Below are 14,384 nucleotides of genomic sequence, written 5' to 3'. Positions count from 1 at the left end.
AATTGTCAAGGTAGATGCGAAGCACTGCCAAGCGCAAAAAAGACAGTCAGGGACAAAACTCCCCTGACTGTCTTTTTAATTATGGCTTAAACGCCAGCAATGCCTCTCTAACCTCGGCCGCCGTGTCCATCTCCAAAATCCTTTCTACTAAAGCCGCGCAATCGCTGCGGTTCAAATCTGTAATCACTTTCTTCACCTTAGAAAGCGAGGAAGCCGCCATACTCCATTCATGCAGACCTAAGCCGAGCAAAAGCGGTGCAGCAATCGGGTCACCTGCCATGCTGCCGCACATTCCACTCCATTTGCTTACAGCATTAGAAGCATCGATGACCGTCTTGATCAGTCGAATGACGGCAGGATGGAAATAATCGTATAAATAAGCTACCTTCTCATTCATACGATCGACAGCAACCGTGTACTGCACAAGATCGTTCGTCCCGATACTGAAGAAGTCTACTTCCTTGGCAAATCTGGAAGCAAGCAATGCTGCTGACGGAATTTCAATCATTATTCCCAATTCTACAGAATCCGCATAAGGGATTCCTTCTTGGCTAAGCTGTTCGCGAGTCTGCTCATAGATTTTTTTCGCCTGACGCCACTCTTCCATGCCCGAAATCATCGGAAACATAATTTTCACATCACCGTGAACCCCCGCTCGCAAAATCGCACGAAGCTGGGTTATAAGCAGTTCCTTACGGTCTAGACAAAGTCGAATAGCTCGATAGCCAAGAAAGGGATTCATCTCCTTCGGCAAATCCAGATAAGGAAGCTCCTTATCGCCGCCAATATCGAGCGTACGAATAACAACAGGACGTCCCTTCATTGCTTCTGCTACTTGCCGGTAAGCCTTATATTGGGTTTCCTCGTCAGGCATCTGGGATTGCCCCATAAATAAAAACTCCGTGCGGTATAGCCCCACCGCTTCAGCCCCTTGGCTCAGCAGGCTTGCCGACTCTTCGACCGTGCCGATATTCGCAGCCAGTTCCACACGGAAGCCGTCCTTCGTGACAGCATCCCGTTCCACGTAGGCCAGCAGCTCGGCCTTCTCGGCTTCATCACGCTGCATGAGAGCGTAGTAGGATTCTTTGGTTGACGCCGATGGGTTTAAGATACAGTTACCGGTCGAGCCATCAATAAGAAGCTCGTCACCATGCTGAATCTGATCCACCCCATCCCCTAACCCCAGGATTGCTGCAATCCCTAAGGAATTGGCCAAAATAGCGGTGTGGGATGTCTTGCCGCCTATACGAGTGACAAATCCGAGCACCAAATTTTTGTCCAATTGAACCGTATCAGAAGGTGTCAGATCATCCGCTACGAGAATAACAGGCTCTCCGATATCGGAAAGCTGTGTTCCTTTGCGTTCACATAGCTGAGCGAACATCCTGTTTCCTACATCGCGGACATCTGCCGCGCGCTCCCGCATATATTCATTCTTCATGCTTTCGAACAGAGCAGCAATCTGCGTGACCACTTGGTGAATCGCACTTTCCGCTGTCCACTGCTCGCCCGCGATTAATTTCTCCATGGGTGGATAAAAGGTTGGATCTTGCAGAAAGCTGATCTGCCCTTTCAGAATTACAGCCTTCTCTTCCCCAAGCGTAAGCTGCGCCTTCTCAATCAGAACTTGCAGTTCAGCCTGACAAGCAGATTTGGCTTCCCGAAGCCGTGCAACCTCGGCATCGACATCTTGCGTTTTCTTTTTCTCTACGTCCGTTAGCTGCACTGGCGCGTACACGAATGCTTTACCTGTGCGAATGCCGGCGGAAACTCCTAGTCCCTGCAGTACTCTCTCCGTCATGCTAGCATCTCCTATCCCTCAAGCTGCTATAAGCAGCTCTTATACTTCTCCAAAGCCGCTTTCCACCAATTCAGCCAAAGCATCTAGCGCCGCTTGTTCATCCGTTCCTTCGGTTATCAGTGTAATAACCGACCCCTTCTCCAACCCAAGCGTCATAAGACCAAGAATACTTTTCCCGTCGATGATCGCGACATTAGGCTCATTCTTATATTCAAGCTTTACAGTTGATTGAAAAGATGCCGCTTTTTCCGTAAAAAGCTGGGCAGGGCGAATATGAAAGCCGGAATCGTTCCGGATTGTAAGTTCTTTTGTAAGCATGACTTGCACATCTCCTCTTAAATGGTTTCCAAAATCGTTATCAATTGCTGCGCTTCGGTCACTTTCATCAAGCTTTCACGGAACTCCTCATTAATCAGCTTACGGGAGAGCGCGATCAAAATTTGCAGATGCTCATTGCCTGCAGCGGCCTCCGGTACGGCAATCATGAAGACGATGCGCACAGGCTGGTCATCTAACGATTTCCAATCAAGGGGCTGTGTCAACTTGGCAAAAGCAACGCCCGGCTTGCTGACTCCGTTCGACTTCCCGTGAGGAATAGCAACACCAAAGCCTATTCCTGTCGAGCCAGTCTCTTCCCGCTTCAAAACCGCCTCCAGATATGCTTCTTTATCCGTAATACAACCAGCGGCTGCAAGTCCGTCGATCATGGATTGCATGCATTGTTCTTTGCTTGTTGCTTCCAATGGGATCAAAATACTTTGCTCATTCAGCAGTTCTTTAATATTCATTATTGTATCCTCCCTAAATATAAAGGGGGAAGAAATTCCCCCTGCTTGATTTGTTTTAGTTGGTGTAAAGATTTAGTCTTTTACAGGCTTCTTTAATATATTCAGCATGATGGCTGTAACAACAGTTCCTGCTACGATAGCTAAAGCATATAAACCCAGATGGCCGACAGCATTCGGAATCGGCAGAACGAAAATCCCTCCATGAGGCGCGCGCAGCGTAGCGCCGAACAGCATGGATAAAGCGCCTGTTAAAGCAGAACCGACCATGATCGAAGGGATCACGCGGAACGGATCGCCTGCGGCAAACGGAATGGCACCTTCCGTGATAAACGAAATTCCCAGAACAGAAGCTGCTTTACCGGCATCCCGCTCCTCCTTCGTAAATTTCTTCGGAGCAAGTATCGTTGCCAGCCACAAACCTAGCGGAGGTGTCATACCAGCAGCCATTACCGCTGCCATCGGGCCGTATACACTGCTGGCCAACAAACCTACAGCGAACGTATACGCCGCTTTATTCACAGGGCCGCCCATATCGAACGCCATCATCGCTCCAAGTAGAACACCTAGCAATACGGCATTCGTGGATCCGAGCGATTTGAGCCATACTGTCAAACCATCCATAATTGCTTTTACTGGCTCGCCAATCACGTATATCATTAGAAGTCCAGTAATTCCGGTAGCCAGTAAAGGAATAATTAGAATAGGTTTCAAGCCTTCAAAATTCTTAGGCATCTTGATATAATCTTTCAAAAGCTTCGCGACATAACCCGCAAGAAATCCGGCAATGATGCCGCCAAGGAAACCTGCTCCCATTTTTGAAGCGAGCATCCCGCCAACAAGACCCGGCGCCAAGCCCGGCTTTTCCGCAATAGAGAAGGCGATGAATCCCGCCAAGATCGGTACCATCAAAGCAAAAGCTGCTCCGCCGCCAATGTCCATTAAAGCAGCGGCAAATGTACCCTGTTCTTTAAAAGCCTCAATTCCGAAAATAAAAGAAAGTGCAATGAGCAATCCGCCGGCGACAACCAAAGGAAGCATGTTTGAAACGCCTGTCATCAAATGCTTATAGGCTCCGGTTCGTGAAGCGCTGCGCTGAGATTTCGACTGCTCAACTTGCTTCAGATAATCATCAGCAGAGGCCGCTTCCTTGTTCAACGCTTCATCGAGAAGGCCTGCCGGATTTTTGATCGCCTGCGCCACAGGGACTTTAACAACCGGTTTTCCAGCGAAACGGGATTCTAATACATCCGTGTCCGCAGCTACAATAATAGCATGAGCCTCGGCAATCTCCTGCTCGGTAAACTCGTTTTCTACACCGACAGCTCCTCTAGTTTCTACTTTAATCGGAATACCCTTTTCTCTAGCTGCTTTTGCTAAGGACTCAGCGGCCATGTACGTATGTGCGACACCGGTTGGACAAGCAGTAACTGCAAGAATCTTTTTCATAGACGCCTCCGCCTTTAATTTGTATTTGTTGTTTTTGAAATAGACCATATATTTACACTGCCTAGTTTTTCTTTCACTTCAGCAAGTGTACAAACCTGTGTTCCCGGCTTCAAAGCCGTTACAGTTCCTGCAGTTGAGCTCCATCTCGCAGCTTCTTCCAGTGACATGCCATTCAGCATGCAATAAATGAGCGCGGCTACCATGGAATCCCCAGCCCCTACGGTACTTAGAGGAGTAATTGGAGCAGGTTTGGCGCGAATGGCCTCCGTCTCCGTTACAAGAATCGAGCCCTCTCCACCTAAAGAAACCGCCACACAAGCAATTCCTTTAGCGATTAATCTTCTCGCCGCATCGATAATCTCTTCATCCGACTGGAAGGACTCTCCGAAGAACGACTCCAGTTCATGAATGTTCGGCTTAATCGCGTAAGGAACAGCCTCAATACCATGGACGAAAGGTTCGCCATCGGCATCCAATACGGTCCGAACACCTGCCTCATTGGCAATTTGGATAAGTGTTTTATAGAAATCACCCGGTATTCCCTTTGGCAAACTGCCCCCCAGGACAACTAACGATACGTGACGAATATCGTTTCTGAAACGATCAAGAAATTGACTTAACACGTCTTCGTCTACCGTAAATCCTGGCTCATTCAACTCCGTTGTTTCCCGGGTATGTTCCACATACAGCTTCAGGTTCGTTCTCGTTTCACCCTTGGCCTGAACAAACCAATTCGGTATGCCTAGACTCGAAAGTGTATCCGTCAGTACATTCCCTTGGCGCCCTGCACACAAGCCCCAAGCCGTCACATCAACGGAAAAATTCTTCAGTACTTTGGCAACATTGATGCCCTTTCCTCCAGCATCCATTCGCCATTCTTTAATCCGGTTCAATCCGCCAAGAACAAAATCCTCCACCGTTACCGTTTTGTCCAAGGCCGGATTGAGTGTAATCGTTAAGACAGGCAGCTTCATGACTTCCTCCCACCCGTTTGTACGATGGTAACGGTAACCCCAGCCGTATCTAGCTCTTTTAGCGCATTGTCCGATATACCGTCATCCGTCAGAAGCTGGTCAATCTCGGTTAATGCCGCAACCTTAGCAAAAGATACTCTTCCATATTTGCTATGGTCCATGAGTAAAATTACCTGCTTGGTTGAACGGAAGAAAGCCCGTTTGGTCGAAGCCTCCAACATATTCGGTGTTGTTAATCCAATGACGGGATCTAGACCATTGATTGCCACGAAGGCTTTATCAACATGTACGGTTTCCAACGCCTTCTCGGCTAACGGACCTACCATTGCCAGCGTTTCATGACGCAAGGTGCCGCCTGTAAGAATCAAATCGATTCCTGTATTGGCAGACAATTCTTGAGCTACTGCAACGGAATTGGTTACCACCGTAAGATTTTTGAATGTTTTCAATTCCTTAGCCAAATAATAAGTTGTAGTTCCCGAATCGAGTAGGATAGAATCGCCTTCCCGAACCATAGTCGCGGCTTCTTTGGCTATCAGCTCCTTTTGTAAACGATAGCGATCTTCTTTTTCCACAAAAGTAGGCTCTGAATTGTCGCTGACAAAAGCTACAGCTCCTCCATGCGTGCGGCGAAGCTTGCCTTCTTCCTCGAGAATCTTCAGATCTCTTCGAACTGTTGATTCAGAAACCTGATAATGCTGCGCCAGCTCCTGAACGGAGGCACGCTCTCTTTCTTGTACGTAATCGGCGATCTTCTGCTGACGTTCTTCCTCAAACAGTATCACGATCCCCCCCTATTCCAACTAGTAACTTGCTCATATAAAGTCATTTAATTGATTGTTTGTTCTCATTCATGATTATATGTGATCGATATTTATTTGTAAAGCGCTTTCCAGCGGTAATTTCTTTCATATTAGTCATATTTGATCACAACAGAATAAGCTGCCGCGCACAAGGATAAACGACTCCATCGTCCTTCTGGGACGAGCGAGTTTGTCAAGACTGATGACGCGAAGTGTATAAAACTTATACTTTTCTAATGAAAAACCCACCCTCAAAGGGTGGGTTTTAGAAGCTTCTATGATGAGGTCACTTTCGCTTTTCTCCGGGTTCGGGCTGAAAACGTCCAATTCACGAAAAAAATACCGATAAGGATGAGTGATCCCCCTACATACACGAACCATTCTATGACTTCACCAAGCAGCAGCCACCCTGACAAAACACCGAAGAACGGGGCGAGGAATAAAAAGGCGCTCGTTTTACCGGGATCCCCTTGTTTCAATAAGAAGAACCAAGAGGCGAATTGCACGATGGAGGCCATGATTGCAAGCCATAATAGAATCAATACGGCGGATACTCCTAGGATTAGCTTCGGAGTTTCCATGGTCAGACTCATAACAAGGAGAAGGAGACCGCCGAACAGCATTTGGTAAGAGGTTAGGACCCACACATCGAAGCTGCCTCCCCATTTCTTAATGAGCAGTGTGGAGATAGCCCACGAAATTGCAGAGCCCATCCCAAGCAGCGTACCCGTTTGCAACTGCATGTGAACACCCAGCGTGATAAACACGCCAGCACAGCCGATCACGACTCCGATCCATTGGGAAATTCGGTATTTCGCGCCTAGAAACAGCGTTCCCAGCACGATGACGAGCAGTGGGTTGGTGAAAGTCAAAATCGAAGACTCCCCAGCGGTAATCGTGCGTAAGCTTAGAAAAATACAGCCCATGACGCCAGCTGTTTGGAACAGCCCCACGCTCATGATTTTGCTCCAGTCTCGAAGATCACCTGGACGCGGCCTTTTTCTCACAAACATAGCCATAATTAGTCCTGCCAACGTAAAGCGACAGCCTACCAATAGAAGAGGTGAGAAATAGGTCAAACCCATTTTACCGACAGCGAAGGAAGATCCCATCAGTGATGTTGTGACAACAACCATTAATCCAAATAAATAGCGATTCATAATATCCTCCCATAAGGCTGCATAAACTTTCAGGATGACTGTTTTCTTCACACTCAAATTTTGTTTATGATCGAAGCAGATTGTAAAACTCACCTTTATATATGGATTATAAACTGAATTGATTTCGTTTTGTATCGAAGTATGATTGTATGAAGCGGTAATACATAAATTTCAGGAACCACACCAGCCCCCATCGACATATAGTGGTGTAGCGTATTTTCTGGCATAAAACTCTAAAGGAGATCATCCATGAATTATCCTGCTTCCAATTACACATACACATACCCCTACTCACCCTATGATCGTTACCCTATTCCTGCTGCTTACTACCCTGCTTACTGGGCTTGGGATCGTGATTATCCGCATGTGGATACGAAGGTACTCTCACATTCGGCTGCAACCTCTCAGAGCCTCCTTCGAGACGCCTCTCTCTTAATCCAAAAGCTGGCAGACCCAGCTATAGCTGGCCAATTGATGAGCAATGCCCAGCAAGGCAATCAGAAAGAAGTGGATCGGATTATCCATACTTTTGGCATTGAATCCATCATATTGACTAAATTTACACCAAGCGTTGTTCATTTCACTATCGATCCTCGCGTCCCCGAGAAACAGTGCTGTGAAGTGGTATTGTCCCTTAAATGGGGTAAATGACAAAAACAAAGAGCAATCGAAACCAATATGTTCGTTGGTTTCGATTGCTCTTCATAGTTCTTATCGGACGTCCGCTGCGTTCAACAATGGCCATACTTTCCCCAGCCAATTAGCTAGAAGGACGAGCACAATCCAATAAAGGATATAGTAAACATCTAGAATCGAATAGGATGATACATAATAATAAGTCCGTTTTTTTTGTGAGGAAAAACGCTTCGCTTCCATCGCCACAGCCGTCCGGTGGGCGCGGCGTATGCTTTGGGCGAGCAGCGGGATGGCATACATTCGCAGCGTCGTATACCATCCGATGATGGGATTACGCTTCTTCTTGCCCCGCACCTTCAGCGCATAACGAAGAGTTTGGAATTCTTCGAGCATGAGCGGCAGCATGCGCAGCGCGGCGAGGAAGCTATATGCGTATTTCGGCGCGACTTTCCACTGCTGCATCATGGCATATAATAGGGCAACCGGCCGTGTGGTTAAGCTGAACATGAGCCCAACCGCGGCGACCTGAAGGCCCCGAAAGCCCAGATGGATGCCGCGGTAGAAGCTTTCTTCAGTGATTCGGATGAAGCCCAGCTGATACCACAGCGTTTCTCCGCTGCCGAACATCATCATCCCCGTGGAAGAGGATAGGAAGATCAACATGAACGGTGATGCATATAACAGCAGCCGTTTCATCGGATGGCCTGTGAACAAGAAGAGCGGCACCAGTGCGCCCAAGGTCAAGTACATCATGGCATTCAGATTATGCGTGAACACCACAACAATAAACAGAAGAATGGACAGGATGAGCTTTACACCAGGATTCACCCGGTGCAGCCAGGTTTCACGATACGCGAATGTTATTTGCATAGCACCGTAGCTCCTTCCGGAGCATGTGAGTCGAAGGCTGCCAGCTTCCCAGCTGGCCATTCCTTCACATGCCCATCTTCAACCTGCCAAACGCGCGTGGCGCAGCGTTTCACAATCTCCGGATCGTGCGTGACCATCACGATCGCGGTTCCGCTCGCCCGCAGCCGCTCCAGCTGCTGCAAGATGCGCAGCGTGCCGCGCGCATCAAGCCCGAAGGTGGGCTCATCCAGCAGCAGAATGCGGGGGCCGCGCACAAGCGCGGATGCCACGCTTAAGCGCCGCTTCTGACCCATCGACAGCTGGAACGGGTGTCTCTTGCGCAGCGCGAGCAGGTCGTATTCCCTAAGCAGCAACTCGATTGCTGCCCACTGCACGTCCCGCCCCTGCTCCGCCTCCGGCAAGGAGTAGGCCAGCTCTTCCTCCACCGAATTCGTGACGAATTGGAATTCGGGGTTCTGGAACACAAAGCCGACTTGCTCCGCAAGCTGCTCGACTTTGCCGCCTTTAACCCCCTCGATCCAGCAGCTGCCATGGGTCGGAATGAGCCGCATGATTGCTAGCAGCAGCGAGCTTTTGCCAGCGCCGTTGGCGCCGACAACCGTAATCCAGTCGCCCGGATAGACGCTCAAGTTATCCACAGAGGTCTTGATCTGCCCTCCGCGCAGCCCTACATAATCGCGTAGAGTCATGACCGGTGCCGCAGTCTGAAGGACGGAGGTTGTTTTTAACTCAAACTTATTATCGTCCCAAACCCCAGGGTACCAAATCCCGTACTCGATCATTTGCTGTTTGTAAGCTTTGAACACCTCTCGAGGCGGACCATCCGCCAAAAGTCCGCCATCTGGTGACATAACGATCAAGCGGTCGATGAATCCCAGGATGCCTCTTATTTTATGCTCCACGATAACCAGTGTCTTCTCAGCACTAATCCTTCGGACCGTTTCCCATACCTGCTCAGTGCCCTCTTCATCCAGAAGCGCTGTAGGCTCGTCAAGGAACAGCACTTCCGGCTCAAGGGCGAGTACACTCGCAATAGCCAGCCGCTGTTTCATCCCTTGCGACAGATTTCTAATCAAGATATGGCTGTCTTCCAGTTGTAGTCCCACCAACTCCAGATAATACGCGATACGGGCAGGCATCTCCTCACGGGGGACTTGTAAATTTTCCAAGACGAACGCAATTTCCTCATCCACATACGGCATGCAGAACTGTGTCTCCGGATCTTGAAAAACATAGCCTGAGCGGCTTGGAGTGTGAATGCCATCTGACTTGAGCGGAATCTCTACAATGTCAGGCACAATTCCGCTTAGCACTTGAAGCAGGGTTGATTTGCCACAGCCGCTCGGTCCCAGTAGCAATACCTTTTCCCCGGGCTTAATCGAAAAGGAAACCCCCTGAAATAACAGGGGGGCGTCTTCTCCGGGATATTTTAACCTTAGATTCGTAACGCTCATTCCTTCGCTCATCACGTTACCCCAATGCGTCGTAATCTTTCTTCGAAACAGGACGAACTAGACTGAGCACACCGGTACGAGCCAATGCGCCCGCTAAGTAGTATGCGAATACGCCGGCGATCAAAGCGCTGCCTAAGAGACGAAGTCCAATAAACAGACAGTAGTTCCAGAACGTGAGTTGATCAATATAGCCATAGTAATTATCTACGAGCAAGGATAAAACTGAAGATGCGAATGAGGCTAAGATTGTCACGCCAACATTGGCACGGCGGTACAGGAAAAGGGCAAAAATGAGTTCAGCGCCAAGCCCCTGCAGCAACCCATAAACAAGCGTCGATACACCCCATGAACCGCCAAAAAGCGCTTCTATCGTCGCTGCAGCTACTTCAGCCAATAAAGCAACGCCGGGTTTACGAATAACGAGAAATGCGAAGGTTGCTGCCATAAACCACATGCCATAGCTCAACTGCTCCGCGTGAAGTCCAAAAGGTTTCAAAATATCGTACATCGGCCCCCATACGCGATAAATCACCCCAAACACCGCTGCGATCACAATGGTGACCAAAATATCCGTCAATTTCAAACCTTTTGCTGCTGTTTCTTTTTGTGTCATCTGCTTGTTCGACTCCTTTTCATTTATAGATGTGTAAAATGAGATAGGCGAACACGAAAAAAAGCCCACCGGGTAGCGGCAGGCATAAAATTAGTGCTAAACAAGGCACTTATTCTCTACGCTGGCATTACCCAGATCAGATTAACGGTCAGTGGCATAGGGCCACTATCTCAGCCTGACTTCATCAAGCACCCGTGTTGCTATTCATTTGGCTTAACTGTAGCGGATTTCCAACTTTTTGGCAATCCTTTTTTTGGGGATGGATGTTCCAGGCATTTCTGTTCTTCTATTTCAAATGATAAGAGCATGATCTTTACGCAGAAATTGACTTCTAGCCAACAGTATAACTACAATATGTAGTGTGATATTTAAAAATTTATCTAAAGGGAGATTAATTATAATGGATCATTCGACCATGCAGCACGGACCTGATTTTATGGCCATTTTGCTCTACATAGGATTGGCTATTTTTGTTTTGTCGGTTATTGGCTATGTGTTGGCCGCGAAAGCTCACAAACAGAACTCTAGTCGATTGAAAAAGGTGGAGAAACAGGCTCTGAAAAAAAAGCAAAAGACCTGGCTGCTTCTTTCTCACACGCTCGTTATTATCGCGATATGCTGTGTGGGAACCTCTCTTATTCAGCAAAATTCCAGCAAATACAGTATAGAAAAACTGAATTTTAATGCTCCTATTCAGGTCGTGACAGATAAAGATTACGGACGAGGACATGCTGAGGGTACACTATCCTATGAAATGAAAATCCCGACCTCCGGTATACACAGTCCACATGACTTAAAGTTCGGCTTTTATAAGGAAAGACCCTCCTATGAAATGCTTGTTCATAATTTAGAGCACGGCGATATCATTATTCATTACCACCCGGATGCTCCCAAAGAACTACTGGATCGACTCGATTATTTGACGCATTTCAAGAAAGCCGGCGCTGGTGTGCTAGCTGTACCGAATCCAGATGTACCTAGCGATCAGGAGGTCGTCGTGACAGCATGGACGAAAACGATGCAGCTCGCAAAGTTTGACGAAGCAAGTGTCGGTACGTTCATTTACCAGAACATTGATAAAGGACCTGAACAAATTCCTTCCGAAGTACGCCGCGGCGGCGGTACGATGTAAGTAAATACTACTTGCGAATCGTTTCCCGGTCGGATACTAAATCCGTTGGCACTAAGCCGGTTAGACGCCTGAATACACGGTAAAAATAAGACGGGTCATTGTACCCGATGAACTCGGAGATTTCGGTCACTGACAGCGCTGAATGTTTAAGCATGTAGATGCCTGTCTTGATCCTTATCGCATGAACGAATTCGCTGATCGTTTGACCTGTTACTTTGCGAAAAAGCGCCGCCGTATAGTTCGGAGATCGGCTTATGCACGCGGCAAGCTCGTCTTTGGTCACGTGCTCACGATAGTGGTTCTGAATATAGCCTTTCATCTGCTCCACTAGCTGCGCAGTAGCAGTCGATGTCGTATCTTGGTCCCATTCTCTATGGAGATAGACGAACAGCTCTTTGAGCAGCGCTTCACACAGCGTTAGGTAATAGGAGTGCTTATCTTGCCACTGCTGATGGATTAGGCGCAAACGATCGACAATCAGCTCATATTTACCCGTTGATCGGCTAGTATAATGCGGAAGCTGGAGGAGCGGAAACAGCTCCTGTGCTCTATCAGCGGTAAATTGAACAACATACTTTTCATGGATCTGGGTCGGTACACTTCTTCCATAAAAGGGGGTTTTGCTAGGAATGAGCAACCATTGCCCTTTCTCAACTACCTGCTTCTTTTCATTGATCCAATATACACTTCGGCCATAGGTAACAAGAACGAGCGTCCAATTGGGGCATCCCTCCAGTTCTTCCTTGTACCAATTGCTGCTCTTGTCATACGTAAAGGCTATCACCTGCATAACGTCGCCTTCCTTCATACTATAGTACATATATCATACTATAGTTCATAGAATTTCGGCTCATTTAGACATATAATGAAGCCAAAATTCATTCGTCACTATCGAAAGGAAGTCCTAACCACCATGCGTAAAACAAAAATCATTTGTACCATGGGACCCGCTTGTGATTCCGTCCCTACTCTTAAAGAATTAATTCGCGCGGGCATGAGCGTCGCCAGATTGAATATGGCTCATGGCGATTTAGATGAGCATCGGGGACGTATTCAGCGCGTACGTCAAGCAGCTGCTGAGCTTGGTGTCATCATCCCTATCCTAATGGATATTAAAGGACCGGAAATCCGCATCGGTCAATTGAAGGATGCTTCCTACGATTTGCAAAGCGGCGATCACATCGTGCTTACGACTGAACAAATTATCGGCGATTCCAGCCGTGTTTCTGTGAATTACCCTGGCCTTCCGCAGGATGTTAAGCCGGGAAATCTTATTCTTATCGATGACGGCTCTATCGAGCTCAGAGTAGAAATGATTGACGGTACCGAAGTTACTTGCAGCGTCTTGAACCAAAGTGTCTTGAAGCAGCGTAAAGGCGTTAATTTGCCGGGCGTACGTACCTCCCTACCCGGTGTAACTGAGCGTGATGTCATGCATATTAAGTTCGGCGTTGAAGAAAATATTTCCATCATCGCGATGTCTTTCGTGCGTAACGGAAACGATGTTAGAGAAGTTCGCGCGATTTTAGAACAGCATGGCGCAGCGTTTACGCCGATTATATCGAAGATTGAGAACGAAGAAGGCATGACGAATTTCGCTTCGATCCTTGAGGCTTCCGACGGCATCATGGTTGCGCGGGGCGATCTAGGCGTTGAGATTCCGACGGAGGAAGTTCCGATTGCGCAGAAAGACATGATTCGCGCTTGTAATTTAGCAGGCAAGCCTGTAATTACGGCGACGCAAATGTTGGATTCCATGCAGCGCAATCCTCGTCCAACACGCGCTGAAGTGAGTGACGTGGCGAATGCCGTGCTCGACGGCAGTGACGTTGTCATGCTTTCCGGCGAAACAGCTGCAGGCAAGTATCCGATCGAGTCCGTGACGATGATGGCGACGATCGCCGAGCGCGTCGAGCAAACCATGGAGCGCAGCTCCTTGATCGATGCGCAGCTTCAGTCGAACAACGAAGTGACTGAAGTGCTATGCCAAGCAGTCGTATCCTCTGCGAACAAGCTGCACGCTGCAGCCATCTTGACGCCTACAGAGAGCGGCTTCACTGCTCGGATGATCGCAAAGTACCGTCCGGAAGCGCCGATTATCGCGGTGACGTCCAATGAATATGCGATCAACTACCTAAGCATGGTGCAGGGCGTTATCCCGGTCCTTGGCGAATTCTGCGACTCCACGGACGCGATGATCCGCTCTGCCATTGGCCAAGCTGAGACACTCGGCTACGTGAAGAAGGGCGATCTCACCGTTGTCTCGGCCGGTATCCCAGTAGGGAAATCAGGCACAACTAACCTGTTGAAGGTTGAACGGGTTTAGAGTAAACCCTAGAAGCGTCAGCTGCTCCTTTAGCAGTAAACCCTAGAAACGTCAGCTGCTCCTTTGCCATTTATATGCGTAATTTTAAAAAGACACCTTTTGGGTGTCTTTTTTGAGATAATAGAAAGTATAAGTTTCGAAGTAGAGCTTGAGGGTACACCCTTTCTAATTTTTTTGGGAAACGTAGCTGCTGGCTTTATTTCGGCGTATCAATTGGAGTTATCGGTTCTACCCGGCACTACACTATGCTCGCGGAACATAGAGACCTTATTTTGCTCAAAACCGCATATTTCCAGTTTTCGCGGAACTAGGGAGCGCTATTTCCTGTATTCGTGCTGTAAAAGCCGTGAAAACACCAAAATAGCGTCGCTAGATCGGAAG

General features: G+C 48.2%; 14 protein-coding genes and 1 riboswitch. Of the genes, 3 read left to right on the top strand and 11 right to left on the bottom strand.

Annotation, left to right across the window (positions count from 1 at the left end):
* Positions 1–79: 79 nt before the first annotated feature.
* From ptsP to ASG93_RS16110, 7 genes are all read right to left on the bottom strand, one after another.
* Positions 80–1,801: a phosphoenolpyruvate--protein phosphotransferase gene (gene ptsP, locus ASG93_RS16140; RefSeq protein ID WP_056833580.1), complete on the bottom strand. Its 1,722-nt coding sequence runs from the start codon at positions 1,799–1,801 to the stop codon at positions 80–82.
* Between the two features lie 39 nt (positions 1,802–1,840).
* On the bottom strand, positions 1,841–2,119 hold the full coding sequence (locus ASG93_RS16135; RefSeq protein ID WP_056833579.1) for an HPr family phosphocarrier protein: 279 nt from the start codon (positions 2,117–2,119) through the stop codon (positions 1,841–1,843).
* 17 nt (positions 2,120–2,136) lie between these two features.
* Positions 2,137–2,589, bottom strand: a complete 453-nt coding sequence (locus tag ASG93_RS16130; protein WP_056833578.1) for a PTS sugar transporter subunit IIA — start codon at positions 2,587–2,589, stop codon at positions 2,137–2,139.
* Between the two features lie 72 nt (positions 2,590–2,661).
* A complete protein-coding gene (locus tag ASG93_RS16125) occupies positions 2,662–4,035 on the bottom strand; it encodes a PTS fructose transporter subunit IIC (RefSeq protein WP_056833577.1) in 1,374 nt (457 codons plus the stop codon).
* A 14-nt stretch (positions 4,036–4,049) separates the two neighbouring features.
* The gene (pfkB, locus tag ASG93_RS16120; RefSeq protein WP_056833576.1) at positions 4,050–5,009 is read right to left on the bottom strand and encodes a 1-phosphofructokinase; all 960 of its coding nucleotides are present in this window, start codon (positions 5,007–5,009) and stop codon (positions 4,050–4,052) included.
* Complete coding sequence (locus ASG93_RS16115; protein ID WP_321166686.1) at positions 5,006–5,794, bottom strand: DeoR/GlpR family DNA-binding transcription regulator; 789 nt, start codon at positions 5,792–5,794, stop codon at positions 5,006–5,008. The genes pfkB and ASG93_RS16115 overlap by 4 nt, the downstream gene beginning before the upstream one ends.
* Positions 5,795–6,087: 293 nt before the next feature.
* Complete coding sequence (locus tag ASG93_RS16110; protein ID WP_056833575.1) at positions 6,088–6,972, bottom strand: DMT family transporter; 885 nt, start codon at positions 6,970–6,972, stop codon at positions 6,088–6,090.
* Positions 6,973–7,221: 249 nt separating this feature from the next.
* On the opposite strand from ASG93_RS16110, the gene ASG93_RS16105 reads away from it, so the two are divergent.
* A complete protein-coding gene (locus ASG93_RS16105; RefSeq protein WP_056833574.1) occupies positions 7,222–7,623 on the top strand; it encodes a hypothetical protein in 402 nt (133 codons plus the stop codon).
* Between the two features lie 60 nt (positions 7,624–7,683).
* On the opposite strand, the gene ASG93_RS16100 is transcribed toward ASG93_RS16105, so the two are convergent.
* From ASG93_RS16100 to ASG93_RS16090, 3 genes are read right to left on the bottom strand one after another with little or no spacing between them, the layout of a single operon-like run.
* Complete coding sequence (locus ASG93_RS16100) at positions 7,684–8,478, bottom strand: energy-coupling factor transporter transmembrane component T family protein (protein WP_056833573.1); 795 nt, start codon at positions 8,476–8,478, stop codon at positions 7,684–7,686.
* The gene (locus ASG93_RS16095) at positions 8,469–9,944 is read right to left on the bottom strand and encodes an ABC transporter ATP-binding protein (RefSeq protein WP_056833572.1); all 1,476 of its coding nucleotides are present in this window, start codon (positions 9,942–9,944) and stop codon (positions 8,469–8,471) included. The genes ASG93_RS16100 and ASG93_RS16095 overlap by 10 nt, the downstream gene beginning before the upstream one ends.
* A gap of 4 nt (positions 9,945–9,948) precedes the next feature.
* On the bottom strand, positions 9,949–10,545 hold the full coding sequence (locus ASG93_RS16090) for an ECF transporter S component (protein WP_056833571.1): 597 nt from the start codon (positions 10,543–10,545) through the stop codon (positions 9,949–9,951).
* A 96-nt stretch (positions 10,546–10,641) separates the two neighbouring features.
* Positions 10,642–10,751: riboswitch (TPP riboswitch) on the bottom strand.
* Between the two features lie 194 nt (positions 10,752–10,945).
* Here ASG93_RS16090 and ASG93_RS16085 point away from each other — a divergent pair.
* Positions 10,946–11,677, top strand: coding sequence for a DUF3105 domain-containing protein (locus ASG93_RS16085; protein ID WP_056833570.1), 732 nt, complete (start codon positions 10,946–10,948; stop codon positions 11,675–11,677).
* A 7-nt stretch (positions 11,678–11,684) separates the two neighbouring features.
* On the opposite strand, the gene ASG93_RS16080 is transcribed toward ASG93_RS16085, so the two are convergent.
* A complete protein-coding gene (locus ASG93_RS16080) occupies positions 11,685–12,467 on the bottom strand; it encodes a helix-turn-helix transcriptional regulator (protein WP_056833569.1) in 783 nt (260 codons plus the stop codon).
* Positions 12,468–12,590: 123 nt separating this feature from the next.
* Here ASG93_RS16080 and pyk point away from each other — a divergent pair, with 123 nt between their 5' ends.
* Positions 12,591–14,003: a pyruvate kinase gene (pyk, locus tag ASG93_RS16075; RefSeq protein WP_056833568.1), complete on the top strand. Its 1,413-nt coding sequence runs from the start codon at positions 12,591–12,593 to the stop codon at positions 14,001–14,003.
* The last annotated feature ends 381 nt before the right edge of the window (positions 14,004–14,384 follow it).

It is taken from the genome of Paenibacillus sp. Soil787, from assembly GCF_001429545.1.
In the GTDB taxonomy this organism is placed as follows: Bacteria; Bacillota; Bacilli; order Paenibacillales; family NBRC-103111; genus Paenibacillus_E.
The sequence above is the reverse complement of the archived record's forward strand: the minus strand, read 5'-3'. Positions and strand labels throughout refer to the sequence as shown.

Coding starts and splice junctions, on each gene's coding strand:
- ASG93_RS16100 (WP_056833573.1), bottom strand. CDS start 8,478: ATGCAAATAACATTCGCGTATCGTGAAACCTGGCTGCACCGGGTGAAT.
- ASG93_RS16135 (WP_056833579.1), bottom strand. CDS start 2,119: ATGCTTACAAAAGAACTTACAATCCGGAACGATTCCGGCTTTCATATT.
- ptsP (WP_056833580.1), bottom strand. CDS start 1,801: ATGACGGAGAGAGTACTGCAGGGACTAGGAGTTTCCGCCGGCATTCGC.
- ASG93_RS16105 (WP_056833574.1), top strand. CDS start 7,222: ATGAATTATCCTGCTTCCAATTACACATACACATACCCCTACTCACCC.
- ASG93_RS16125 (WP_056833577.1), bottom strand. CDS start 4,035: ATGAAAAAGATTCTTGCAGTTACTGCTTGTCCAACCGGTGTCGCACAT.
- ASG93_RS16080 (WP_056833569.1), bottom strand. CDS start 12,467: ATGCAGGTGATAGCCTTTACGTATGACAAGAGCAGCAATTGGTACAAG.
- ASG93_RS16090 (WP_056833571.1), bottom strand. CDS start 10,545: ATGACACAAAAAGAAACAGCAGCAAAAGGTTTGAAATTGACGGATATT.
- pyk (WP_056833568.1), top strand. CDS start 12,591: ATGCGTAAAACAAAAATCATTTGTACCATGGGACCCGCTTGTGATTCC.
- ASG93_RS16085 (WP_056833570.1), top strand. CDS start 10,946: ATGGATCATTCGACCATGCAGCACGGACCTGATTTTATGGCCATTTTG.
- ASG93_RS16130 (WP_056833578.1), bottom strand. CDS start 2,589: ATGAATATTAAAGAACTGCTGAATGAGCAAAGTATTTTGATCCCATTG.
- ASG93_RS16110 (WP_056833575.1), bottom strand. CDS start 6,972: ATGAATCGCTATTTATTTGGATTAATGGTTGTTGTCACAACATCACTG.
- ASG93_RS16095 (WP_056833572.1), bottom strand. CDS start 9,944: ATGAGCGAAGGAATGAGCGTTACGAATCTAAGGTTAAAATATCCCGGA.
- pfkB (WP_056833576.1), bottom strand. CDS start 5,009: ATGAAGCTGCCTGTCTTAACGATTACACTCAATCCGGCCTTGGACAAA.